Annotated in this window: 23 protein-coding genes and 4 pseudogenes; 12 read left to right on the plus strand and 15 right to left on the minus strand. The window is 69.9% G+C overall.

The annotated features are described in order from the left end of the window. Nucleotides 1-194: 194 nt before the first annotated feature. The 3 genes and pseudogenes from ACFVX4_RS24490 to thpR all read right to left on the minus strand — a co-directional run bounded on the left by ACFVX4_RS24490 (nucleotide 195) and on the right by thpR (nucleotide 3,434). Nucleotides 195-1,781, minus strand: a complete 1,587-nt coding sequence (locus ACFVX4_RS24490) for an oxidoreductase (RefSeq protein WP_389980817.1) — start codon at nucleotides 1,779-1,781, stop codon at nucleotides 195-197. A gap of 243 nt (nucleotides 1,782-2,024) precedes the next feature. After that, nucleotides 2,025-2,773 (minus strand): annotated as a pseudogene (locus tag ACFVX4_RS24495) (DUF6461 domain-containing protein). A gap of 58 nt (nucleotides 2,774-2,831) precedes the next feature. Next, complete coding sequence (gene thpR, locus ACFVX4_RS24500; protein WP_389980819.1) at nucleotides 2,832-3,434, minus strand: RNA 2',3'-cyclic phosphodiesterase; 603 nt, start codon at nucleotides 3,432-3,434, stop codon at nucleotides 2,832-2,834. Nucleotides 3,435-3,837: 403 nt separating this feature from the next. Here thpR and ACFVX4_RS24505 point away from each other — a divergent pair, with 403 nt between their 5' ends. Then, nucleotides 3,838-4,506, plus strand: a complete 669-nt coding sequence (locus tag ACFVX4_RS24505; protein ID WP_389980821.1) for a HEAT repeat domain-containing protein — start codon at nucleotides 3,838-3,840, stop codon at nucleotides 4,504-4,506. Nucleotides 4,507-4,512: 6 nt separating this feature from the next. Then, the gene (locus ACFVX4_RS24510; RefSeq protein WP_389980823.1) at nucleotides 4,513-5,517 is read left to right on the plus strand and encodes a HEAT repeat domain-containing protein; all 1,005 of its coding nucleotides are present in this window, start codon (nucleotides 4,513-4,515) and stop codon (nucleotides 5,515-5,517) included. A gap of 173 nt (nucleotides 5,518-5,690) precedes the next feature. Here ACFVX4_RS24510 and ACFVX4_RS24515 read toward each other — a convergent pair whose 3' ends face one another. From ACFVX4_RS24515 to ACFVX4_RS24535, 5 genes are all read right to left on the minus strand, one after another. Next, nucleotides 5,691-6,821 (minus strand): class I SAM-dependent methyltransferase, encoded by a 1,131-nt coding sequence (locus ACFVX4_RS24515; RefSeq protein ID WP_389980825.1) that lies wholly within the window; start codon nucleotides 6,819-6,821, stop codon nucleotides 5,691-5,693. A gap of 63 nt (nucleotides 6,822-6,884) precedes the next feature. Further along, the gene (locus ACFVX4_RS24520; RefSeq protein WP_389980827.1) at nucleotides 6,885-7,454 is read right to left on the minus strand and encodes a dihydrofolate reductase family protein; all 570 of its coding nucleotides are present in this window, start codon (nucleotides 7,452-7,454) and stop codon (nucleotides 6,885-6,887) included. A 177-nt stretch (nucleotides 7,455-7,631) separates the two neighbouring features. Next, a complete protein-coding gene (locus tag ACFVX4_RS24525; protein WP_389980829.1) occupies nucleotides 7,632-8,369 on the minus strand; it encodes an SRPBCC domain-containing protein in 738 nt (245 codons plus the stop codon). After that, nucleotides 8,366-8,935 carry an ArsR/SmtB family transcription factor gene (locus ACFVX4_RS24530; protein WP_389980831.1) on the minus strand — a complete coding sequence of 190 codons (570 nt, stop codon included), beginning with the start codon at nucleotides 8,933-8,935 and terminating at the stop codon, nucleotides 8,366-8,368. The genes ACFVX4_RS24525 and ACFVX4_RS24530 overlap by 4 nt, the downstream gene beginning before the upstream one ends. A gap of 457 nt (nucleotides 8,936-9,392) precedes the next feature. Then, a complete protein-coding gene (locus ACFVX4_RS24535) occupies nucleotides 9,393-10,016 on the minus strand; it encodes a TetR/AcrR family transcriptional regulator (protein WP_389980833.1) in 624 nt (207 codons plus the stop codon). 76 nt (nucleotides 10,017-10,092) lie between these two features. Between ACFVX4_RS24535 and ACFVX4_RS24540 the strand changes: the two genes are divergently transcribed. The 6 genes and pseudogenes from ACFVX4_RS24540 to ACFVX4_RS24565 all read left to right on the plus strand — a co-directional run bounded on the left by ACFVX4_RS24540 (nucleotide 10,093) and on the right by ACFVX4_RS24565 (nucleotide 13,846). Next, the gene (locus ACFVX4_RS24540) at nucleotides 10,093-10,785 is read left to right on the plus strand and encodes an NAD(P)-dependent oxidoreductase (protein WP_389980835.1); all 693 of its coding nucleotides are present in this window, start codon (nucleotides 10,093-10,095) and stop codon (nucleotides 10,783-10,785) included. Beyond that, entirely contained in the window at nucleotides 10,782-11,186 is a 405-nt protein-coding gene (locus ACFVX4_RS24545; protein ID WP_389980837.1) for a pyridoxamine 5'-phosphate oxidase family protein, read from the plus strand. The genes ACFVX4_RS24540 and ACFVX4_RS24545 overlap by 4 nt, the downstream gene beginning before the upstream one ends. A 25-nt stretch (nucleotides 11,187-11,211) precedes the next feature. After that, nucleotides 11,212-12,090: pseudogene (locus tag ACFVX4_RS24550) on the plus strand (haloalkane dehalogenase); the annotation flags it as partial. A gap of 225 nt (nucleotides 12,091-12,315) precedes the next feature. Beyond that, on the plus strand, nucleotides 12,316-12,450 hold the full coding sequence (locus ACFVX4_RS24555; protein ID WP_389980839.1) for a hypothetical protein: 135 nt from the start codon (nucleotides 12,316-12,318) through the stop codon (nucleotides 12,448-12,450). Further along, the gene (locus tag ACFVX4_RS24560; protein WP_389980841.1) at nucleotides 12,447-12,893 is read left to right on the plus strand and encodes a hypothetical protein; all 447 of its coding nucleotides are present in this window, start codon (nucleotides 12,447-12,449) and stop codon (nucleotides 12,891-12,893) included. The genes ACFVX4_RS24555 and ACFVX4_RS24560 overlap by 4 nt, the downstream gene beginning before the upstream one ends. A 125-nt stretch (nucleotides 12,894-13,018) precedes the next feature. After that, the gene (locus ACFVX4_RS24565; protein ID WP_389980843.1) at nucleotides 13,019-13,846 is read left to right on the plus strand and encodes an SDR family oxidoreductase; all 828 of its coding nucleotides are present in this window, start codon (nucleotides 13,019-13,021) and stop codon (nucleotides 13,844-13,846) included. A 52-nt stretch (nucleotides 13,847-13,898) separates the two neighbouring features. On the opposite strand, the pseudogene ACFVX4_RS24570 reads toward ACFVX4_RS24565, so the two are convergent. Next, nucleotides 13,899-14,272 (minus strand): annotated as a pseudogene (locus ACFVX4_RS24570) (IS200/IS605 family accessory protein TnpB-related protein); the annotation flags it as partial. Between the two features lie 407 nt (nucleotides 14,273-14,679). On the opposite strand from ACFVX4_RS24570, the gene ACFVX4_RS24575 reads away from it, so the two are divergent. After that, nucleotides 14,680-15,429 (plus strand): dienelactone hydrolase family protein, encoded by a 750-nt coding sequence (locus tag ACFVX4_RS24575; RefSeq protein ID WP_389980845.1) that lies wholly within the window; start codon nucleotides 14,680-14,682, stop codon nucleotides 15,427-15,429. 58 nt (nucleotides 15,430-15,487) lie between these two features. Here the strand turns inward: ACFVX4_RS24575 and ACFVX4_RS24580 are convergent. Further along, nucleotides 15,488-16,509, minus strand: a pseudogene (locus ACFVX4_RS24580) (helix-turn-helix transcriptional regulator). Nucleotides 16,510-16,571: 62 nt separating this feature from the next. On the opposite strand from ACFVX4_RS24580, the gene ACFVX4_RS24585 reads away from it, so the two are divergent. Both ACFVX4_RS24585 and ACFVX4_RS24590 read left to right on the plus strand, forming a co-directional pair. Continuing rightward, on the plus strand, nucleotides 16,572-17,159 hold the full coding sequence (locus ACFVX4_RS24585; protein WP_389980847.1) for a DinB family protein: 588 nt from the start codon (nucleotides 16,572-16,574) through the stop codon (nucleotides 17,157-17,159). Then, nucleotides 17,156-17,617, plus strand: a complete 462-nt coding sequence (locus ACFVX4_RS24590) for a VOC family protein (RefSeq protein WP_389980849.1) — start codon at nucleotides 17,156-17,158, stop codon at nucleotides 17,615-17,617. The genes ACFVX4_RS24585 and ACFVX4_RS24590 overlap by 4 nt, the downstream gene beginning before the upstream one ends. Before the next feature lie 81 nt (nucleotides 17,618-17,698). Here ACFVX4_RS24590 and ACFVX4_RS24595 read toward each other — a convergent pair whose 3' ends face one another. The 3 genes from ACFVX4_RS24595 to ACFVX4_RS24605 all read right to left on the minus strand — a co-directional run bounded on the left by ACFVX4_RS24595 (nucleotide 17,699) and on the right by ACFVX4_RS24605 (nucleotide 20,000). Beyond that, nucleotides 17,699-18,265, minus strand: coding sequence for a GNAT family N-acetyltransferase (locus ACFVX4_RS24595; RefSeq protein ID WP_389981075.1), 567 nt, complete (start codon nucleotides 18,263-18,265; stop codon nucleotides 17,699-17,701). Nucleotides 18,266-18,571: 306 nt separating this feature from the next. Next, complete coding sequence (gene hemC, locus ACFVX4_RS24600) at nucleotides 18,572-19,507, minus strand: hydroxymethylbilane synthase (protein ID WP_331748457.1); 936 nt, start codon at nucleotides 19,505-19,507, stop codon at nucleotides 18,572-18,574. Between the two features lie 196 nt (nucleotides 19,508-19,703). Continuing rightward, nucleotides 19,704-20,000 carry a TetR-like C-terminal domain-containing protein gene (locus tag ACFVX4_RS24605; RefSeq protein WP_389980851.1) on the minus strand — a complete coding sequence of 99 codons (297 nt, stop codon included), beginning with the start codon at nucleotides 19,998-20,000 and terminating at the stop codon, nucleotides 19,704-19,706. A 280-nt stretch (nucleotides 20,001-20,280) separates the two neighbouring features. On the opposite strand from ACFVX4_RS24605, the gene ACFVX4_RS24610 reads away from it, so the two are divergent. Next, a complete protein-coding gene (locus tag ACFVX4_RS24610; RefSeq protein WP_389980853.1) occupies nucleotides 20,281-20,676 on the plus strand; it encodes a hypothetical protein in 396 nt (131 codons plus the stop codon). 102 nt (nucleotides 20,677-20,778) lie between these two features. Here the strand turns inward: ACFVX4_RS24610 and ACFVX4_RS24615 are convergent, their stop codons facing one another. Together ACFVX4_RS24615 and ACFVX4_RS24620 are read right to left on the minus strand one after the other, a co-directional pair. Next, nucleotides 20,779-21,123, minus strand: a complete 345-nt coding sequence (locus tag ACFVX4_RS24615; RefSeq protein WP_389980855.1) for a hypothetical protein — start codon at nucleotides 21,121-21,123, stop codon at nucleotides 20,779-20,781. A gap of 121 nt (nucleotides 21,124-21,244) precedes the next feature. Further along, a complete protein-coding gene (locus tag ACFVX4_RS24620) occupies nucleotides 21,245-21,445 on the minus strand; it encodes a hypothetical protein (RefSeq protein WP_389980856.1) in 201 nt (66 codons plus the stop codon). Nucleotides 21,446-21,528 lie beyond the last annotated feature (83 nt).

Here is a 21,528-nt window from a genome sequence, read left to right on the forward strand (position 1 = left end):
CTCCAGCACGACAGGACTCTCCGATCAGCCCCGATACGCCTGTGCCACACGTTCCAGCGACAGCAAACGTGGCATCACGTCACATACCGCCCTCTGACAGCGGGGGCCGACCGCAGTCGCGCTACGCCTCGGCCGGTTCTTTACGGGCAGGGCTCTGAGCGTGCATACCGCGTCACGTCGTGGCTGTCGGTTCGTTACTGGCGGTTGATCGCCCGTGAGATGCCGGCGGCGACGGTCGTGGCCAGGATCCACCCGGCAGCGGTCAGCGCGTAGGCGAGCCATTGACCGGTGCCTCGTGGTGCGAAGGCGACGTCCTGTCCGAAGGCGGTGATCGGGACGAGCAGGTCGAACGCGTAGACGACGGCGTTGAATGGCGGTGCCTTCTCCGCTTCGAGAGGTGCGGGCGGATGGGCTGCGAAGAAGAGTGCGCCGCAGGCGAGCAGCGCCATGAGCCAGAGGCTGGCGCGGAGTGGCCGGTAGCCGTAGCCGACGGTTGTGTCCTGGATGTAGCCCCAGACGCGGGTGTGCAGGGGGAGCATGGCACGGCGATGGCGTTGCTTGGCGAGGAGCACCGTGCGTGCTTCGTCCTCGTGTCCGAGCCGTCGGTAGGCGGTTGCGAGCTGCTCGTACGGCTGGGGGAGGTAGGCATCGGTGCTGTGCCGGATCCAGTCGAGCCGTTCGGTGGCTGTCAGGGGGATGGCAAGCGCGTCGTAGGTGGTCTCGGCCAGTCGGAGGTCGGCGGGCCAGGTGTCGGGGGTGTCGTACAGGGTGCCCAGCTGGGCATTGCTGGCGTCGACGGTGCCGTCGATCGGCTGCCGGGTGCGCAGATCGGTCTCCCGGGCGCGAGCCAGCCGCAAGGACAGGGCGGTGCCGCCGAAATTCGTCAGCGTGGCATCGCGGAAGCTGAGCTGCGTGCCGATGCTGCTGCCGTCGAGTTTGATGCCTCCGTCGACGCGGAGCCCTAGGCCGAGGTCGAAGTTGCGGGCGACTGTGACGTCAACGGCCTCCAGCGCAACGTCGCCGACGTTGTTCAGCCGGGCCCCACAGAATCCGATCGCCGCCGCGACCGTGGCACCGGAGAGGATGATCCGCCCTTCGGCGCTGAAGCCCGGGTGGAAGGTGAAGTCCCCGGTGATCCGGACGTGGTAGGCGTCCAGGGCGTGGCCGCCGGGGTTGCGCAGGGAGGCGCCCTCCAGGTCGAACTCGCCGGAGACGGCGGCGCCGGTACAGCGGAAGGTTCCCCGGACCGCGAGGTTGGTGCACAGCACGTCGCCGCCCACGATGAGGTGGACAGCGGATATCGCCTCGGTCCCGGGCGCGGTGATCACGGTGTCGCGGAGGTCCAGGTCGCTGTGGATCTGCGAGCGGGTGAGTACGAGGGGCCCGGTCAGGTGGCAGCGGGACAGGACCAGTCGGCCGTCGATCTGGGCCGCGTCGGCGGCGAGCCCCGGGAAGGCGCATCCGGTGAGGACCAGCTCGCGGATCCTGGCGCCCCGGAGCAGGGGCACTTCGTCGAAGCGACATTCGTCCAGGACGACCGGCACGGGGATCTCGGCGAATTGCAGATCCAGCCTGCCCGTGATGCGGGCGCCGGTCAGGCGCAGTGCCGGGCGGTCGCCCGGGGCGGGGTCGGCGCCGGCGCCCAGCAGCAGCGCCGCAATGACCTCGGCCCGCACTGCGAGTTCCGCCGCTTGCGGGGCGTCGCGGACATCGACAACGCCGCCCTGGGCGAAGGAGTTCCACAACTGACGTTCACCAGCGTTGAGTTCGTCGAGACGCATGACCGAAGATCATCCCGGTTCGGCCCCACCCACGACAAGACCCGTTGAAGCCCAGCCTCGCGAACGAGGCAGCCATGGGCATGCCGACGCCCATCAACGGCCCCTACACCGTGCAGGCGAGCTCTCCGATACGCCCGCCGCCGGACCTGGTCTCCGCTCTCCGTCTGGCTTGAGCCACGCAAGACGCTCCCGCCTCGCCCGCCCCCATCGATCCGCACAATCCAGTCATCGATCCGGACCCGGTCAACGATCCGCTTCGACCGTCGTGACGATCAGGGGGCGGTGATGAGGGCCTGCGGATGACAATCGGTTCTGCGGCCTCGGCGCGGGCGCGCGGGCGCGCGCCATGGCTGACTCGACCTCCTCGCGGCTGACTTCCTTGTAGAGGCGTTCCCCGTGGGCGTCGGTGATGTCGATGACGATGCCGGTCCACTCCTCGGCGGGCTCCTCCGGTACGAGCCCGAGTCGGTACTCGGCCTCCTGGAGCAGTTCCTCCGTCACCCGCACACCGGTCAGCCGCTCGGTCAGGGCGAGGACCGCCGCCTTGGTGTCCACGGGCACGCCGGTGTCGCCCTCGCCGTCGGAGAGATGGAAACCGACCTCACGCATCACCGGGTTGAGGGCGTCGGGGGTGCTGCCGTCCCTCGCCGTGGGCCACTCGAAGGCGGTCCTGAGCTGCCCGTCCTCGTACCAGTGGAACAGGTGGATGGGCTTCCCTCCGTTGCTGGAGTGCCCCACGGCGCGTCCGCCCGCCGACAGGGCTTCCAGGAAGCGCGGCTGCATCCCCACGCCGCCGTCCCCGCGCACATGCCCTGGGGCTCCGTCTCCATGACCCGCAGCACCTCCCCCGGGGCGACGCCCCGCACCAGGGTCAGGGCGTACCCGGTCTCCAGCGCATAGCGGAAGAACGGGGAGGACCGTATCCAGGCGTAGTCATGCGCGGTCACCGAAGTCATGCACCACAGTCTGCCTGCCACCACTGACAAGGACATCCGCGTCGGGTCGGACCCCGGCCCGGAAGCCCGGCGGCCAACTCACCGGCCACGCCCCTCACCCCCGAGATCCGGTGGAGTTCCCGTTGCCGAGGGCCCAAGCCTCGATGTCGCGGTAGTGGATCGGTCCTCGGCTACGGCCGACGTTGCTGCCGACCAGGTGCAGACGTTCGGCAGGCCATCGACGACCGGTGAATCCGGCGAACCTCTCGGCGATCTCTCCTGCCGAGGATCGATCTCCTCGGCGGGCACGGGCCAACGTCAGATGGGGGCGCAGGGGTCGTTCCTCGAAGGTGACACCGCAATTCTTGACGGCGGTACGCACATCGGCGGCGAGCATGTGCAGCTCGTCGAGGTCTCCGTCGATTCCGCTCCACAGCACCCGGTCGTCGAAGACTCCGCTGCCGCGCAGTGCCAAACGGAGTGACTGGTGGTCCGCCGCGAGGTTGGCGAGAGCCGGGCGCAGGACCGGAACTGTCTCGACCGGTAGCTCCCCGAGGAACGCCAGGGTGATGTGCCAGTCCTCGATGCGGTTCCACCGCATCTGAGGGTGTGTGTCATAGGCGGTGCGCAGCTCCCGGGCCAGTTCTTCCTTCGCGGGGTCGGGCGGGGCCAGGGCGATGAACACGCGAACAGTCGCGGGCTGAGTCTGATCGTTCACATCGGACTTCGTACCGCATCCGGGTAGTGGATGCGAAGGCCCAGGTACTGCAGGAGAAGCGTTCGCGGTCGCGATGCCGGGGAAGCCACTTCTGGCGGGCGGCGACAAGGTCGAGCCGCAGGAACCACAGAGTCACAGGGCCATAGAGTCACAGGGCCATAGAGTCACAGAGCCACAGAGCCACAGAGCAGGGAAGCGGGACGACCGGAGCAGCGGTCCGTAGACGATCAGCTCGTCCCGGTGTCGCGGCATCGCGAGGTCGGCAGCCTGCCCCGTGCCGAGGCCGAGTACCAGGTACCGGTTGCCACCGGTCCGGCCGTCGGGGAAGTCCCACATGGTGCACCCCGGCGCTTGACCTTGGCACAGTGACAAGGTCTTCACTGTGGCCAAGGAGGTGGTCCCGATGACCATGGCGAAACAGGACACGGATGCGATGCGCGCTGTCCAGGGGTTGGCGGACAGCCGCTCGGCAGTACGGCTGCGGGCGGCGCTGGCGGTCGGTACGACCCCTGACCCGCGATTCGTCGACACGCTCATCGAAAGATGCGCGATCGAACCCGAGTTCTACGTGCGCGAAATGCTTACGTGGGCACTCACCCGCCACTCGGCATCGCTGACGGTCCCGGAGCTCATCGATGAAGTCCGCTCGGAGCGTACGCAGGCACGGAGCCAGGCCTTGCACACACTGTCCAAGATCGGGGATCGGCGAGCGTGGCCGGCGATCACACGGGCGGTTCTGTCCGACGCCGACGACGAGGTGGCGCGGAGCGCTTGGCGGGCAGCGGTCGCGCTCGTGCCCGAGGGTGAAGAGCCCGAATTGGCCGCGGTGTTGTCGGCACAGCTCGGACGCGGCGAACGTGAGACGCAGCTGAGTCTCAGCCGGGCGCTGATCGCGCTCGGTGAGGTGATTCTGCCGACTCTGCGCGCTGCGATGACGGATCTCGACCCCCGAGTGCGCGCCCACGCAATCGCCACGGAACGGCTGTTGCGCGACCCGGACGCCGGATTCGAGTTCGCGATCGAGGAGGCGAAGCGCATCGTAGTCCTCGGAAGGACCGACCAGGAGGAGTGATGGGCAGTGCTGATCGGTGATGTGGCACGACGGTCCGGGGTCAGCGCCCGCATGCTCAGGCATTACGACGCGCTCGGCCTGGTGCGGCCAACGGGTCGTACCGACGCCGGCTACCGAGAGTATTCAGACGAGGACATCCGACGGATCTTCCATATCGAGAGCCTGCGGTCACTGGGACTGTCGCTGCGTGAAGTCGGGCGCGCGCTCGATGATCCCGGCTTCACACCCCGGGACCTCGTCGACGACCTCATCCGCCAGACGCGAGAACGCATTGCACATGAGACGGAGCTGCTTACGCGTTTGGGTCGGATCGGTGCAGCGGAACCCGCCGGCTGGGAGGACGTCCTCCAGATCGTCGTACTCCTCCAGGCGTTGGGGTCGAAGAGCGCCGGGACGCGCCAGCGCGCGGCCTTGTCCTCGGTCGAGGAGGTTCCGGTGCCAGTGGAGGCACTGGTGGAAGCGGCGCTGAGCGAGACGGACCCGAACGTCGCCGGAGCCCTTCGATGGGCTTTGGCGCAATCGGGCGATGACGCATCGGCGCTGCTGGCGGAGGGCCTCCGCGCACCAGCGGCCGAGGTGCGGAAGCGTGCCGTCCAGTCCATCGCCGAGATTCCGAACGATGAGGCGACCGCGCTGCTGCAGGACGCCCTCGCGAACCCCGACATCGTGGTCCGCAGGTATGCGGCTCTGGCGCTCGGGGCCCGTGGAGCAGCCGACGCGGTCCCGACGCTCATCGACATGGTCGTGGAGGATGCGAATGACGCCGATGCGGCCGATGCGCTGGGCGCGCTGGCGGGTCGTCCCGCGTTGGCGGATCAGATCGCTACTGGGCTCGTCGACCGCCTCGCCCACGGCTCCGTTGAACCGTCCGCACGCCGACGGCTGACACAGGCGCTCGCGGACATCCCGGGAACCACGGCGTTGCGTGCCCTCGCGGATCTGTCCCATGACGAAGACCGTGCCGTTGCCCTCACCGCGACGTACATTCTCGGACTGCGAGACGCACGATGATGGAGCTGTCCTGGGGTGCTGTGTGCGCGGGGCCCAGTTGTTGCTGGTCACCACCAGCAGGGCCGCGGTATCGCAGGTGAGAGCCCTGACCGGGCGACGATCACCGGGCCCTGTCGGCCCGCGTCCCTGACAGGCGCGGTCCGGAGGAGCCCGGTGCTTTGCGTTCTCGCGGGCTAGAGCCGTTTCTCCATCAGCGTGACTGCGTAGATGCGACCGAGTCCGCCGTCCTTTGCGTGCTCACGAACGACGTTGTAGTCGGCCGTCTCGTAGTACTCCCGGAGCCGGTAGTTGTCGGCCAGACAGTCGAGTCGGCAGATCTGCCGGCCTGCGGCGGCGATGCGGGCTTCGGCCCGGGCGAGCATCTGCCGCCCGGTGCCTGATGGTGCGACGCGGCGGTCGGTCATGAGCCGGTGGACGTATCCGGCGTTCGGAGACTGTGGCCCCCAGGCGGCGGGGTCGTCCCACCACAACTCCCAGGCCCCGGCGATCGGTCCGTGTGGACCGAGGGCAGCGATCCAGACCTCTCCGTCGTGCAGTCGTGTGCGGAAGTGCTCGATGTCGAGTTCCCCGGGCTTCCACTGGTCGATGCCTTGGGCAATGTGCCAGCGCGCCGCGTCGTCCCGCAGTCGGACCAGGGCGGACAGATCGCGCTCGTCCGCCTGTCGATGGTGCAGTGGCGCGTGCCGCAGGACCAAGTAGCTCCAGGAGACATCGGTGCGCCCGTGCGGATCCTCGCGGTGGGCAAGGTGCACGACCTCCAAACCCTGCCGCTGGGCGAGCTCGATCGTCTCCTGCGCGGAGACAGGAAACATGCGGCGACCGGCGGGGACAGGACCATGCCGCAGCGAGAGGACCACCTGACCGGCATTGCCGAGCAGACTGACCAGGGTGGCCATGGCCGCCTTCCGCTCCTGCTCGTCCAGGTGCATCCAGACCGCGGTCAGCAGGATCAGGTCGAAGCGACGCCCCTGACTGGTCAGGGTCGGCAGGCCGGGGAGGGCGTCGTCGACCCACTCGATGTCTTGTCCTGCGTGGATACGCTCGCCCAGCTCGCGCAGCTCGGCGGTGGGTTCCGCGGCGACGAGCCGGTGTCCCCGCGCAGCCAGGGCCGCCGCGTCACGCCCGCTTCCCGCCCCGATGTCCAGGACCGTGCTTGGCTGCGCCGGGAAAAGGTGAAGCACTTCCCGGTGCACCTCATCCGACGAAACGCTCTCGTACTGCTCGGCCAGGGCAGCGGCGGACTCGCCGTATCCGGCTGTACTGGCCATGGCGAGCAGCCGCTCATCAGGTATGTCAGTGTTCACGACGCGGCACCCTATGCCCACCCGTGAGGAGGCGGCGACGGCAGGGCAGGAATCGAAGCCCTGTCAGCGGACGACATCGAAGACGTTCTTCTGCAGACCGTTGGAGTAGGCCTCGTACTCGACCAGCTTCAGCTTCTGGGTGTCCTTGTCCGTGGTGCTGAACAGTCGCTTGCCGGCGCCGAGCAGCAGCGGGAAGACGAGCAGGTGGTAGCGGTCGATCAGGCCCGCGTCGGACAGGGCATGGTTGAGGGTGGCGCTGCCGTGGATGATGATCGGGCCTCCCTCGGTCTCCTTCAGTGCGGCGACCTCGTCGAGCGAGCGCAGGATGGTGGTCTCGCCCCAGTTCGAGACAAGGCCGTCGTCGGTGAGGGTGGTGGACACGACGTACTTCGGCATCGTCTTGTAGTCGGCGAATTCCTCCATGTCCGGCCACACCGGGCTGAACGCGTAGCTGATCCGGCCCATCAGGATCGCGGTGGATTCCTTCTGCTCCCGCACCTTGATTTCGAACGCCTCGGGGACGAACTCGACGTCCTTGAAGGTCCATCCGGAGTTTCGGTAGCCCGGTTCGCCGCCGGGGCCCTCCACGACGCCGTCAAGCGAGATGAAAGCGGTGCTGATCAGGGGACGCATGAGGATTCCTCGGTGTCTCGTGTCTGGTTCTCGGTTGTTTGCTGCCGCTTCGGTCATGTTCGAGACGGCAGAGGTGTAGTGATGACGTATCCCGGAGCGGCGCATCAGGGAGCTCTTCGGTTGCATCGGGACCCGGCACACGCCGCGCGTACGGGCGGCCTGAGTGGCTTGCGGAGGTCAGCCGAGGAGCCCGGTCAGCCACTGCTGCCAGGCGACCTCGGCACTGTCCGTGTCCGGGCCGAACAGGTGGTGGAACATCAGCACCATGCCGGAGCCGTGGTGGAAGGTGTAGATCCCGTCGGCGGTGCGGAGCTCCATGCGCTCGTCGTCGGACCAGACGACTGCGCCATCCAGCGGCGGCAGACCGGCCGGCGCGGCGTGTGTCTGCGAGCCGACGGGGATCGGGCTCGGCAGCGAAAGCCCTCGGGCGAGTGCCGATCGCACCTCCGGTGCCGATCGCTCGCCGGACGGCGCCCGGGCGAAGACGGGAACGCCGGTGCGTCCGGGGAAGTGCGTCAGGTATTCGCGGAGCGTGTGGAGGTGGAAGGGCCAGCCGCGGCGCAGGGCGTCGTACTCGTCCTCCCAGTCGTCGCCGAGTAGGCCGCTGTGGACGACGCGGAGCACGGTGCTGCCGCCGCCCCGCCCCTCGATCAGGTACTCGAAGGCCATGAACCGGCCGTCCTCGGCGGTGGCCGTGCGGGTCGCGAAGCGATTGCCGGGCTCGTAGGCGGTGACCACCGCCTCCTCCCGGTGGCCCCCGGTCTCCATGGCCGCGGACCCGCCCTCGCGTGGCTCCACCTCGTTGCGGCCCATGAACCAGGAGTCGATCCCCGGTCCGGTGGCGATCGCCTCCCAGACCTGTTCCGGGCTCGCCGGGAGGTTCGTCTCCAGCTCGATCTCGAATGGGTGTGTCATGGTGCGCAGTCCTGTCCTGCTTCGGGTTCGGTCTCGTGCGTCCCCCCGGATTGCTGCTGCGGGCCGGCCGCGTTCGCGTCGGGGCCGGGCTGCGGCGCGGGGATCTGGTGGAGCCCGACGATCACTCGGTGGCTCCGGCCTTCTGGGGCGGCCTCGTCGTGGTAGCGGCCGACGAGGGCCGCCACCGCCTCGGCCAGTTCATCGGCGAAGGCCGTCCGGTCGGCAGCGGAGGCGAACCGCACCTCGGCGTCGATGCCGAAGGTGGCGACCCGCCGCCGAACCCGGGCCGCGCCGGTCAGCAGTGTGCCGATCTCCTGCACCAGCCGGGACCCCAGTGCCAGCAGCCAGCGGGCGGAGTGCTGGTCGGGAGACCGGGATGGATCGGGGCTGACGGCGACCAAGGCGTTGGGGGAGATCACGTAGGAAGCGGCGGTGGCGCTGTACACCCGCTCGGTGACGTTGCCCTTGCGGCGTTCTTCGGTGAGCTCGACCAGCCCGTGACGCTCCAGCTCCTTGAGGTGGTAGTTGACCTTCTGCCGGGGAAGCCCCAGGCGGACGGCCAGCATGGCGGCCGAGCCGGGCTCGGCCAGGGCGGCGAGGATCCGGGACCGTATCGGGTCCAGGGACGCCTCGGCCGCGGCGGGTTCTTCGCTCCGTGTCCACGCTGATCGGGGGCGATGACCCGCCAGTCGGGAGCCAGCTCGCGAGCGAGGTGGGCAAAGGTCTGCCCCTCGGGGATGATGGTGTCGTCGTCCTCGTCACCCGGGGCAGGGGCGTCGCTGTGGGCGACGGTGGGGCCGGCGTCTTCCATGCCGCGGGGCCCGATCACCGTTGTCTTTCGCCACGACGACCCCGTCGACCGACCGTCCACGCGCGGCGACCGCGGAGGCGTCGTTCAGCCCGTGGAGTCCCCCACGGATGAACCCGTACCCGAGGACGACGAGCAACGCCACCGCGGTCGTCGCGGCCACCCGGGCCACAAGCTGCCCGGCGGGGCCGGACGGCGCCTCCGCCGGAGGCCGGTCAGCCCCGACGGCCTGCGTTGGTGGTTGCCGCGGTGCGCGGCCTCGGGGCCAGTGCCGCGCGCAGCGCCGGGGTGAGGATGCGGCGGGTCTCGGACGGGGTGAGGGCCGCGGGGGTGGGGAGGGGGTTGAGGTAGCGGGTGTAGATGAGGCCGCCGAGGATCGTCACCACGGCCGTGGCACGTGCGGTCGCGTCCCGGCCGCCGAGGAATTCAACAAGCCGGGCCAGCAGCTCGTGTTCGAGGTATTCGCGGATCGCCTCGGCGGCCTCGTCGCCCTGGGCGGTGAGCTGTCGGAAGTCGGCGTCCTCCCACAGGTCCGTCACCGCGTCGATCAGGCGGTCGGGGAGCGTGGCCGGGTCGCCGCCGAGGACGGCTTCCACCGCCAGCGCGTTGGCGCACTGGAACTGCATCACGTCCGCGAACAGGCCCTTCTTCGAGCCGAAGTGGTACGCGATCAGCGCCGGGTCGACCCCGGCGGCCGCGGCCACCGCGCGCAGAGTGGTGCGCCGGTAGCCGCGCTCCAGGAACAGCGCGCGGGCCGCCGGGACGATCGACTCGCGGGTCGGCGGGTTGCCGCGGGGGCGGCCTCGGGTGCGGGCGGGGGCGGGGGCTGCGTTATTCATCAGCGTTGAGCCTGCGTTCGGTGATCGGGACAGTCAAGGGCGTTCCACGAACCACACGAAGGGATGACCCGACACCATGCGTATCGCAGTCTTCGGAGCCAACGGACCGACCGGCCGCCACCTCACCGACCAGGCCCTCGCCGCCGGCCACGAGGTCGTCGCCGTGACCCGCCGCCCCGGCTCCCTCGCCGCGCGCCCCGGCCTCGCCGTGGCCGTCGCCGACGCCACCGACCCGGCGGCCGTCGATGCCGCGATCGACGGCACCGACGCCGTACTCTCCGCGCTGGGCGCGCGCTTCAGCAAGCAGACCATCACCACGTACTCGGCGAGCGCCACTGCCATCACCGGGGCCATGGCACGCCACGGCGTCAAGCGGCTGCTCGCCGTCAGCTCCAGCATCGCCGACCCGGACTGGCGCCCCACCGGCGCCCACTTCTTCAACCATGTGCTCGACCCGCTGGTGAACCGACGTCTCGGCCGTACCCTCCACGAGGACATGCGCCGCATGGAGGCCGTGATCCGTCGGACGGACCTCGACTGGACCCTCGTCCGGCCCTCGGGTCTCTTCGAGCACCCCGTCGTCACGGACCACCACACCGCCGAGACCAGCGCCGACGGCGTCTTCACCGCCCGTGCCGACCTGGCCGCGAGCATGCTGCGCGAGCTGGAGGAGCGGCGGTACGTCCGTACGGCCATGGGCGTCATCACCACGGCCGTGAAGCCGAACATCGCCAAGCTGATCTGGAACGAGGGCGTGAAGAAGAAGTGAGCCGGGCGGCGGTCGAACTCCCGGCCGGCACGCGGGCGTTCCTCACCCGCCCCGGCACGGCCACCCTCACCACCCTCCGCCCGGACGGCACCCCGCACGTCGCTCCTGTCCGCTTCACTGTCGACACGGCCACCGGCCTGGTCCGGGTGACCACCCGGGCGGGAGCGCGCAAGGCCCGGAACGTGGCGGCGGGCGGCCCGGCGGCTCGTGTCGCGCTCTGCCAGGCGGACGGCTTCCGCTGGGTCACTCTCGAAGGCCGGGCCGCCGTCACCGACGCCCCCGAGCACCTGGCCGAGGCCGTCCGCCGCTACACCGCCCGCTACCGCGCGGCCCCGCCCGCCCCGCCGGACCTGGTCGTCATCGAGATCGCCGTCGACCGCGTCCTGAGCCTCAACCTCTGAATCCCCGTACGGAAAGCGAAGTTACACCGCGATGCCCACCCTCCCCGTCCTCGGCTCCACCCTCCACTACCGCGAGTCCGGCGACCCCGACGGGCTGCCGTTCGTCTTCCTGCACGGCAACCCCACCTCCTCCCACCTGTGGCGGAACGTCCTGCCGGGGGTGGCAGCGCCCGGCCGCCGCCTGCTGGCCCCCGACCTCATCGGCATGGGCGACTCCGGCAAGCCCGACCTGGCCTACTCCTTCGACGAGCACGCCCGCCATCTCGACGCCTGGTTCGACGGCCTCGGCCTGGCCGAGGCCGTCCTCGTCGGCCACGACTGGGGTGGGGCGCTCGCCTTCGACCGCGCCGCCCGTCTCCCGGGCCGCGTCCGCGGCCTCGCCTTCACCGAGACGATCATCAAGCCGCTGGTCGGCGACGAGTTCCCGGCGGCCGGCCGGGAGTTGTTCACCCTCCTGCGGACCCCCGGGGTGGGCGAGGAGATGATCCTGGAGAAGTCGCTGTTCATCGAAGGGCTCCCGAACACGCTCGCCACCCCGCTCGACCCTGCCGACCTGGAGGTCTACCGCCGCCCCTTCCCGACCCCGCACAGCCGCCGCCCGGTACTGGCGTGGACGCGCATGATGCCGCTGGACGGCGAGCCCGCCGACGTCGTGGCCCGCGTCGAGCGCTACGACGCCTGGCTGGCCGCCAGCCCCGAAGTCCCCAAGCTGCTCGCCGCGTTCGAGCCGGGCCCGGGGGCGATGACCGACCGGGGGACGGTGGCCTGGTGCGAGGAGAACATCGCGGGCCTGGAGGTCTCCCACCACGGCCTCGCCGGCCACCACTCCCCGGAGGACCGCCCCGAGGAGCTGGCCGCGGCGATCAACGCCTGGGCCGGCCGCCACGGCCTGGCGCGCCAGTAGGGTTCCTCGATCCCGGCGGTGCCGATCGTTCCGGACCCACGGCGAGGGACCTGGAGCCGCGTCTGTCGTGGCTCGTGCAGATCCCCATCGGCCGGGCCCGGATGGTGGTCGTGGGCGAGGACGAGCCGGCACGGAAACAGTCGAACAGATCAGTGACTGCGCTGTTACAGTCCGCTTGCCCCGGGCAACGGGGACACGACGGAAAACAGAACGAGGGGCCCGCAGTTGCGCATACGACTGAGACGGATGATCGCGGCGATCGGGATGGGGCTCGCGCTGACCCTGACGCCGATCACGGGGACCGCGGCGGCGCAGGAGACGGGCAACATGGCCGTCACCGACATGGACTCACCGGCATGATCATCACGGACAACGCCGGGAACGTCGCCCTGTACGGCTCGAAGTACGGCGCACCGGAGACCGGCCTGACGATCACTTCGGCACCCGACACGGTGCTGCCCGAGATCGACCAGGCCACACTCTCGCCCGCCACCATCCCGGCAACGGAACACTCCACCGACATCCGCCTCACCGTCAACGTCTCGGGCACCACCGCGGGTGTCAACGGCTACGACATCTACCTGATCGACTCCTCGGGGCAGTGGATCCCGGCCTCGTCCGGCGGTGCCTCACTGACCTTCAGCGGCCCGTTGACCCTCTCCTTCCCACTCCCCTCCGCCGTGGCCCCCGGGACGTATGCCATCGCCCTGCGCCTGTCCGACCAGGCGGGCAAGTCCTCGTCCTTCGGTTTCCCGAACAACACCCCGATGCCGAGTGGGCCGGTGACCCTGACGGTCACCTAGGGTTCCCGGATCCCATGCAGAGATCCCAAACACAGATCCCATAAAGACCGCCAGCATGCCCGGCCTCGCAGCGAGGCCGGGCATCTCCACCGCAGGTACCCACCGGGACCTCTACCGTGTCGCACATGACAGCTCTGATCATCGGCGGCAGCGGCTTCCTGGGGAACGAACTGATCCGGCAGGCGAGAGCGGCCGGGCACACAACAGCCGCGACCTACGCGACCATGCCCGGCGACACTTCCCAGGCCGAGTGGTACGCCCTTGATCTGCGGGATGCGGGACGTCTGGACGCCGTCATGGCCGAGGTGCGCCCGCATCTCGTCGTCGACGCATCGAGCGGCAAGGCCGACTGGGCGACTACGGCCGAGGGCCCTGTCCGGATCGCGATGGCCGCGGCGAAGTGCGGCAGCCGCCTGGTCCAGGTGTCCAGCGACGCGGTGTTCTCCGGTGCCCGAGTCCACTACGACGAGACCTGCCTGCCCGACCCCATCACCCCGTACGGAGCAGCAAAGGCGGCAGCGGAGACCGGCGTCCTCGTCGTGCATCCGGAGGCCGTTGTCGCCCGCACGTCGCTGATCATCGGCTACGGGCGCTCCGTCCATGAGCGCCTCGTACACGAACTGGCCGCCGGCACCCACAACGGCGCCCTGTTCACCGACGACATCCGCTGCCCGGTGCACGTCGCCGACCTGGCCGCCGCCCTCCTGGAACTGGCCTCGGGCGACGCGGCCGGCATCCACCATCTCGCCGGGTCCGACGCCTTGAGCCGTCACGAGCTCGGCACCCTCATCGCCAGGCGTGACAACCTCGATGCCTCCCGGCTGCCCACCGGCCTGCGGGCCCGCAGCACACATCGCGGCGCCCTCGACGTACGCCTCGACAGCCGGGCGACCCAGCGGAATCTGCGCACCACACTGCGCGGTGCCCGGCAGTTCCTGGATCACACCGGGTGACGGCCCAGTTGGTAGCCCCATGAGCGAGCGACCAGGTCCGATCGGGACCTGGTCGCTCACCGATCGGGAGGGACAGGCGGTGCGGCAGCGTCCTGATCCCGGCCTCCAGTGTCTGGATGTACGCGGCCTGGCAACGGCGGGCCAGTGCCCACTGATCGTGCGTGGCCTTGGTGATCGCACCGGCGATCCGCGACGACGACTGCGCGGTCAGGTCCCGCTTGCGCGACGCCCAGGTGTCCGCGCTGTGCTCCAGCATCCGCACAGCGAGCCCTGAGATCACGCGAAGCCAGACGACCCTGATGCTCACCGACCGCGCGCAGAACACTCTCGTCCTGGGGCGTGAGGTGCTTCAGGCGGTCCCGGACCGCCACCCCGCAAGGCCCCGGCACCGCGAAGAGTGCCGTCAACTCCCCGCACACCACCCACCACAACACCCTCCCCCCAGACTGGAAACCTGCCACCCGCCCAACGAGCAGCAGACGCCAAGGTCACCCATTCGATCCCAGAACTTCCGTTCCCACTCGGTGAACCCGCCGACAGGACTCACCCCCGCTCACTACAACGCACTTCAGCTCAGAAAACCGACAGCAGCTCACAACCCCTGACCGTGTCGTGGCCGGCCCGCCCGAGGCATCGGACCAGGGCCTGGATCTCGGCGTCAGACCTGGGTATGACCCGCGGTGGCGTGCCTTGGTCCGGGCGCCCCCTCGCCTGAACCGGCAGCATCGCACGGCGGATTCCAGTTTCTCGGTCTGATGGAGATGGAGTGTGTAGCGTTGGCCTCAACCCATGACTGAGGCTGTGCACCGGCATCGGTCCAAGGAAGGAAGCTCTTGCCCACCAAGACAGTGCAGATTCCCACCGCGGACGGCCAGGCCGACGCCTTCGCCGCCTTCCCCGACCGTGGCGAGCGGCACCCGGGGGTTCTGCTGTACATGGACGTCTTCGGCGTGCGGCCCGTGCTGGAGGAGATGGCCCGCGAACTGGCCGGGCACGGGTACTACGTGCTCGTCCCCAATGTCTTCTACCGGCACGGCCCGGCACCGGTGGTCGAACTTCCCGAGCACATCGGAGCAGAGATCCGCCCCGCGGTCTTCGCCCGGTTGATGCCCTTGATGGAGGCGCACACCGCCGAACTCGCCCTGCGCGACGCCGACGCCTACCTCAAGTTTCTCACCGCCCAGCCCGAGGTCGGCGCCGGACCGGTCGCCGCGATCGGCTACTGCATGGGCGCCGTCCTGGCGATGCGCACCGCAACGGCCCACCCCGACCAGGTGGCCGCCGTCGCCGGATTCCACCCGGGCCGCCTGGTCACCGACGCACCCGACAGCCCGCACCGCCTCATCCCCGAGCTCACCGCCCAGGTCCACCTCGGCCTCGCCGAGAACGACATGTCGTCCGAGGTCATCAGCGAGCTGAACCAGGCGCTGGACACCGCAGGTGTCGACTACGCCATCGAGATCTACCCCGGCACCGTCCACGGCTTCACCATGTCCGACACCGACGCCTTCAACCCCTCCGCACTCCAACACCACTGGGACCGGCTGCTCCCCCTCCTCGACCGCACCCTGGCCAACAGCTGACGCTCGGGGATCAGTCTCTCGGCGGAGGTGCTCGATCGGCGCCCGGTGTGGTCGCGGCTCAGGGCTCCCGGATGTCCGGCAGCGGTGAGATCGACGCACCGGCCGACAGCAGTTTCTCCGCCAGCGCGCGGCAACGCCTCCCGAGCTCCGGAGGGTCGAGTACCTCGAAGTCGTGCCCCAGCAGGAGTACGTGCATGACCAAGGCGTCGAGGCTGGCGGCGCCGCTGAGCACCTCGCAGCGCTCACTCCCGCGCTGTCGCACGACGGCCGCCGACGCCGGAATCTGCGCGCGCACCGTGTCGGCCGACGCGTGCACGAGGAAGCGTGCCTGGTGCGGGTAGACCCGGCTCGCCACTCCCTCCTGCACGTACGTTGCCGCGTCGGGCGCCTCGCGCGGGCAGAAGCGCCAGGTCCGTGCGGACACCTCGGTCATCCGGTCGACGCGGAAGCTGCGCCAGTCGTCGCGATCGAGGTCGTAGGCGAGGAGGTACCAGCGCCGGTCGGAGGCGACCAGGCGGTAGGGCTCGACCCGCCGCCGTCGCACCTCGTTCCCGGACGGGTAGTCGAAGCCGGCCTCGACCTCGTCGCGGCAGGCTCGGGCCAGCGTCATGAGCACCTCGGGCTCGACCGGCGTGCGGCCTCCGCCGAAGGACTCCACCGAGCCGGAGAGCGCGCGCGCACCTCGTGCCGCAGCCGAGTGGGCAGCACCTGGTCGAGCTTGGTCAGCGCCCGCAGTGCGGCGTCGCCGGCTCCGGCGACCGCACCGCCACCCATGCCTCCCGCGCCTCCCGCGCCGACGAGCAGCGAGACCGCGGTGGCGATCGCCTCTTCGTCGTCGAGAAGCAGCGGCGGCAGTTCCTGCCCCGGGCCGAGCCGGTAACCGCCGCCGACCCCCTGGCCGGCATGCACCGGATAGCCGAGCGTGCGCAGCCGCTCGACGTCACGTCGTACCGTGCGCGAGGTGACCCCGAGCCGTTCGGCGAGCTCCGGACCGGTCCAGACCTGGCGCTGCTGCAGCAGCCCGAGCAGGGTGAGCACCCGCTCCGTCGTACCCCGCTCGACACCGTTTGCCACGTCCATGTCGCCCACCCTGCCAGAGATAGCGGACCGATTCTGTCCGCCTGGGGTGTCAGGGTGGTCCCATGGACGCAGACGAACTCGACTGGAACCAAACGCTGCGCGAGCAGTGGGAGTTCCACTGGAACCATCAGCTCCGAGACCGGCTCGACGGCCTCACCGACGACGAGTACTTCTGGTCGCCGGTACCGGACACCTGGAACGTGTGGCCGCGCGGCAACTCGACGGCGCCCGTGCCGGCCGGTACCGGGGACTTCACGATCGACTTCGCCTTCCCGCAGCCGGTCCCGGCGCCCTTCACCACGATCGCCTGGCGACTCGGTCATGTCATCGTCGGCGTGCTCGCCGCGCGCAACGCGGCGCACTTCGGCGCGCCTCCGGCGTCGTACGAGAGCTGGGAGTACGCCGGTAGCGCGGCCACCGCGCTCGACCAGCTCCGGACCCAGCTCGACCTCTGGCTGGCCGGGGTGCGCAGCCTCGGCGACGCCGGGCTCCGGGTCCCGGTCGGTGAGAAGGAGCCCTTCCCCGAGGCGCCCACGGCCGATCTGGTGCTGCACATCCACCGCGAGCTGATCCACCACCTGTCCGAGGTCTGCCTGATGCGCGACCTCTACCGGCACATGAATCCCACTACGAACGGAGCTACCCGATGAGCCGCCACATCCAGATCACCTTCGACGCCCATGACCCGCGGGCGCTGTCGGCCTTCTGGCGTGACGTACTGGGCTACGTCCACCCCGGCCCGCCCGGGGTCGATCTGCCCGAGGGCGCCGATCCGCTGGCGGCGTGGGACGACTTCCTCGTTCGGATCGGCGTACCGGAGGAAGAGCGCAACTCGAAGTCGGCCATCGAGGACCCGGACGGGCACGGCCCACGGGTGTTCTTCCAGCAGGTGCCGGAGGACAAGGCAACCAAGAACCGCGTGCACCTCGACGTCCGTGCGGCTCCCGGACTGCGGGGAGAGGAGCGGATGGCGGCGCTGGAGGCCGAGTGCGACCGGCTCGTCGCGCTGGGAGCGAAGCGGGTACGTCGCGACGAGCCCGCTCCCCCGCTGAGGGCCGGCTTCATCGTGATGACGGACCCCGAGGGCAACGAGTTCTGCCTGGACTGACGCAGCACTGCTGCGTGTACGACATCCCACGAGTTCCCCCGAGCCTCTCCTGGTCCCTGTCCCAGTGGCCAGGAGGGCTCATCACCGCACTGACGGGCGCTGGTGTGTGGCCCAGTACTCGGCGGCGGTGATGCCGAGCAGCACGAGGTCGTGGTACCTGCCGGCGAAGAACTCATGCTGGCGGAGCCGTCCCTCCTCGACGAAGCCCAACCTGCGGTAGAGGGCGAGGGAGGCGTCGTTGAAGGCGTAGACCTCCACCTCACATTTATTGCAGCGCTGTTCGGCGAACATGTAGGTGAGAACGAGTTCGGTTGCCTCGGCCGCGTATCCCATGCGGCGGTGGTCGCGGATGATCTCGATACCCGTCCTGAATCGTCCTGCACGGCTGTCGGTCTCTCCGACTGTCACAGACCCTGCGAACGTGTGGTCGGCCAGCACCTCGACCACCAGGCGGAATGCTTCACCCCCGGGCGGACGCCCGGCCCGCTCAGCAGTCCAGGAACGGAAACTCTCAGCAGAGCGCGGAGGGGCGACCAGGTCGGCATTGCGGACATCGAGGGTGTTCCGGGCCAGGTCACGAAAGCCCTCCCAGTCTTCGGGCTCGACACCGCGCAGGCGTATCTTCTCACCGGTCCACATGTCACCCATGGCGTCCACCACTTCCGTGTCGGTTGCAGGCACTGACGGCCGGCACTTCGAATAGCCGTGGGATACGGCCGCGTGCCGAGCAGACGCTGCTCCGATGTCGCTTTCGGCCGGCTCCTTGTCACCTGTTCTTGGGCCCGTGGCGACTGGAGATCAGCGCCGCCGACAACACGACCGACAAGGAGGAGGGCGACACACGGTCCCCCGAGGGCCGAGCGGGCCCGGTGCTGGATCCCGTACATGGCCTCCGCCAACGGCGCCTTGAGCCCGGTCCGGTGAGGTATCGGCTGCTCCGGACGGGAGTCGGCGTCAGTGCGCGATGCCGTCGATCAGCTCGCGTGCGCCTTGGCGCAGCAGGCTGACGGCGACGGAGGTGCCGAGGGTGGCGGGGTCGAGGGGGCCGGCCCATTCGTGGGCGTTGAGGACGGTCTTGCCGTCGGGTGTGAAGACCTTGGCCCGTAGGGACAGTTCGCCATTGCCTTCGACCTGGGCGTATCCCGCGATGGGGCTGTTGCAGTGGCCTTGGAGGACGTGGAGGAACATCCGCTCGGCGGTGGTCTCGCGGTACGTGGCGGGGTCGCCGAGTGGGCTGACGGCGTCGATCAGGGCGGTGTCGCCTTCGCGGCACTGCAGGGCCAGGATCCCGGCTCCGATCGGCGGGCACATCACTTCGATCGACAGGATCTCGGTGATCACGTCGGTGCGGTCGATGCGTTCGAGTCCGGAGACGGCCAGGAGCAGGGCGTCGGCCTCGCCCGCGGCGAGCTTCTCCAGGCGGCGGTTGGCGTTGCCACGCATCGGTACGCACTCCAGGTGCGGGTGGGATGCGGCCAGCTGGGCGATGCGTCGTACGGAGGAGGTGCCGATCCGGGTGCCGGCCGGGAGCTGGTCGAGCCGCAGGCCGTCCGGGTGGATGAGTGCGTCGCGGATGTCGTCGCGTTCGAGGAAGGCGGCGAAGGTGGTCCCGGCGGGCAGGGGCCGGTCGGCGGGGACGTCCTTGACGCAGTGCACCGCGAGGTCTGCTTCCCCGGCGAGCAGTGCCTGGTCGACCTCCTTGGTGAACGCGCCCTTCCCCTCGACCAGGGAGAGGTCGCCCATCCATTTGTCACCTGTCGTCTTGACCGGGACGACTTCGGTCGCGGTGGCGGGGTGGAGCGCGGCCAGCTCGGCACGGACGCGCTCCACCTGGGCGAGGGCCATGGGCGAGTCGCGGGACACGATACGGATCAGCTCAGGGGCGGACATACCGCTCACGATAGACCGTCAGGCACGGGTTCCGACGAGCACCCCGGGCGCCCATGTCGCTGAAGTGGCAGGCAAGTTGGCTTGATCGGGCAGCTGTGCGAGGAAAACGTCGGCGCGGGACCGGTGGTCGCTGGGCCGTGCGGGTTGCGGCAGCAGCCGTCGACGACGTAGCGGCCGAACAACAACCCGGCGCTGCTCAGCGGTCGATCGCGCGTCCGCGTACCAGGGGCAGGAAGACCTCGTCCACGATCTCCGTCAGCACCTCGTCGGGGACCTCGGGCAGGCCGCGCAGGGCGTATTCGCCGCGCAGCAGCATCATCGGCACCGACGCCACGCGCGGATGCACCGCACCGGCCGTCGCTTCGCCCCGGGCCGCGGCGCGCTCGAGCAGCGTCAGCCAGGCCGCGTCCGTGCTGCTCCCACCACCCTGCTCCCGGAGCAGCGTGAGCAGGTCGGGGTCGTCGGCCACTGCCGCGAGCAGATCGCGCAGCACGGCCCCCTGCCGTGACGACCACGTCGTGTTCGCCGCGCGCAGCAGCGCCAGCGCGGTCGTCGCGCAGCGTCCCGGTGTCCGGGATCCGCAACTCCGCGTCGGCCAGGTGGCAGTAAGCCGTGACGCCCAGCGCCGCGCGCGCCGGCCAGCGCCGGTAGATCGCGTTCTTGTTGGTGCCGGCGCGCTGTGCGACACGGTCCATCGTCATGCTCGCGTAGCCGACGGTCCGCAGTTCCTCGACCGCCGCCCGCAGGATCGCGTCCCCCAACGCCGCGCCCCGGTGCCGGGTCGCGCCGCCGCGCTGCTGGTCGGGGACTCGGTCGTCGAGTGGAGCGAGGACGCGCGGCCGGTGAGGATGGCCGCCGGGACGGTGCGCGACGAGCAGGAGCAGGCCACTTACGTCCGGGAGATGCTCGACGTCCACGACGCGGCGGGCGTCGACGCCGCGTTCGTCTACACCTTCTCCCGCCGGGACCTGGCGACCACGGCCCGCCACGATCCGGAGCGCGACTTCGACGCCGCCAGCTTCGGCGTAGTCAGGGTCCTGCCGCCCGGCACAGTCGAAGGACCGTATGCGGAGCTGGGGTGGGAGCCCAAGGCCGCCTTCCACGTCATGGCGGAGTTCGGCGGCCGGGCCCGCAGGAAGAAGACGGCCGGGAAGGCGGCCCAGGTCTGACCCCGCGGCACTGTCACGTGCCGCAGGGCCCACAGCTCGGCTCGCGTCAGGTCGCCGGCGCCGATGTCGAGGCCGACCGGCGAAACCTCATATGACGCCTTCTCAGCACTCGCGCAGACCGGGCGCGGGGTCCTGGCCCGTGCTCACGTCCACGGCCGGAACATTGCCCCACGCGCCGTTGTCGAGCTGTGTCCAGTACCAGATGTCGTTTCCTCCCGGGTGGGGGTCGCCGTGCCCCCAACACTGGAACCAGCTGAAGGTACCGACGAGTGTGCCGCGGGTCGCGGAACGGTAGGAGCGGTCGGCGTACCCTTTCGCGCCCGCCTTGTTGCCGCAGTACAGCCGGCCGTCGGAACGGACCCCGCACTCGGCGGCATGAGCCGCTGGTACGGGTACCGACAGTGCAAACAGAGTGGCCGCGGCAAAGGCGCCCAGGACAGAGGTCATACGTCGAATGATCATGACTGACTCAACGGTCGGGACTGAACGAGGTCACGCCTGCCTGCGCAGACGGCAGACGTCAGTCCCCCGTGCGGGCCATTGTGCCGGAGCGCGTGCATCGTGGTTGTCAGGCTTCACCGGCGGCGAGTTCGAGGAGCCGGCGGGTGGTGCCGACGGGATCGACGATCTGGTGCAGATGCGCGCCGGGCAGGTGGGCGGTCCGCCATCCTCGTTCCCGCGCGTCGGTGGCCATGTCCTCGTACGGAGGGCCGAACAGCAGGTAGGAGCAGGGGGAGGCGGATCCGACCAGTCTCGCGTAGCCGGCCATACCAGGACGTGAGGACGACCGGTCCAATGTTTCGCCCAGACTGCACCAGACGTCGTCGGCCCCGCCGCAACGACCGTCGCGTG

This window comes from Streptomyces sp. NPDC058240 (genome assembly GCF_042882135.1).
Classification (GTDB): domain Bacteria; phylum Actinomycetota; class Actinomycetes; order Streptomycetales; family Streptomycetaceae; genus Streptomyces.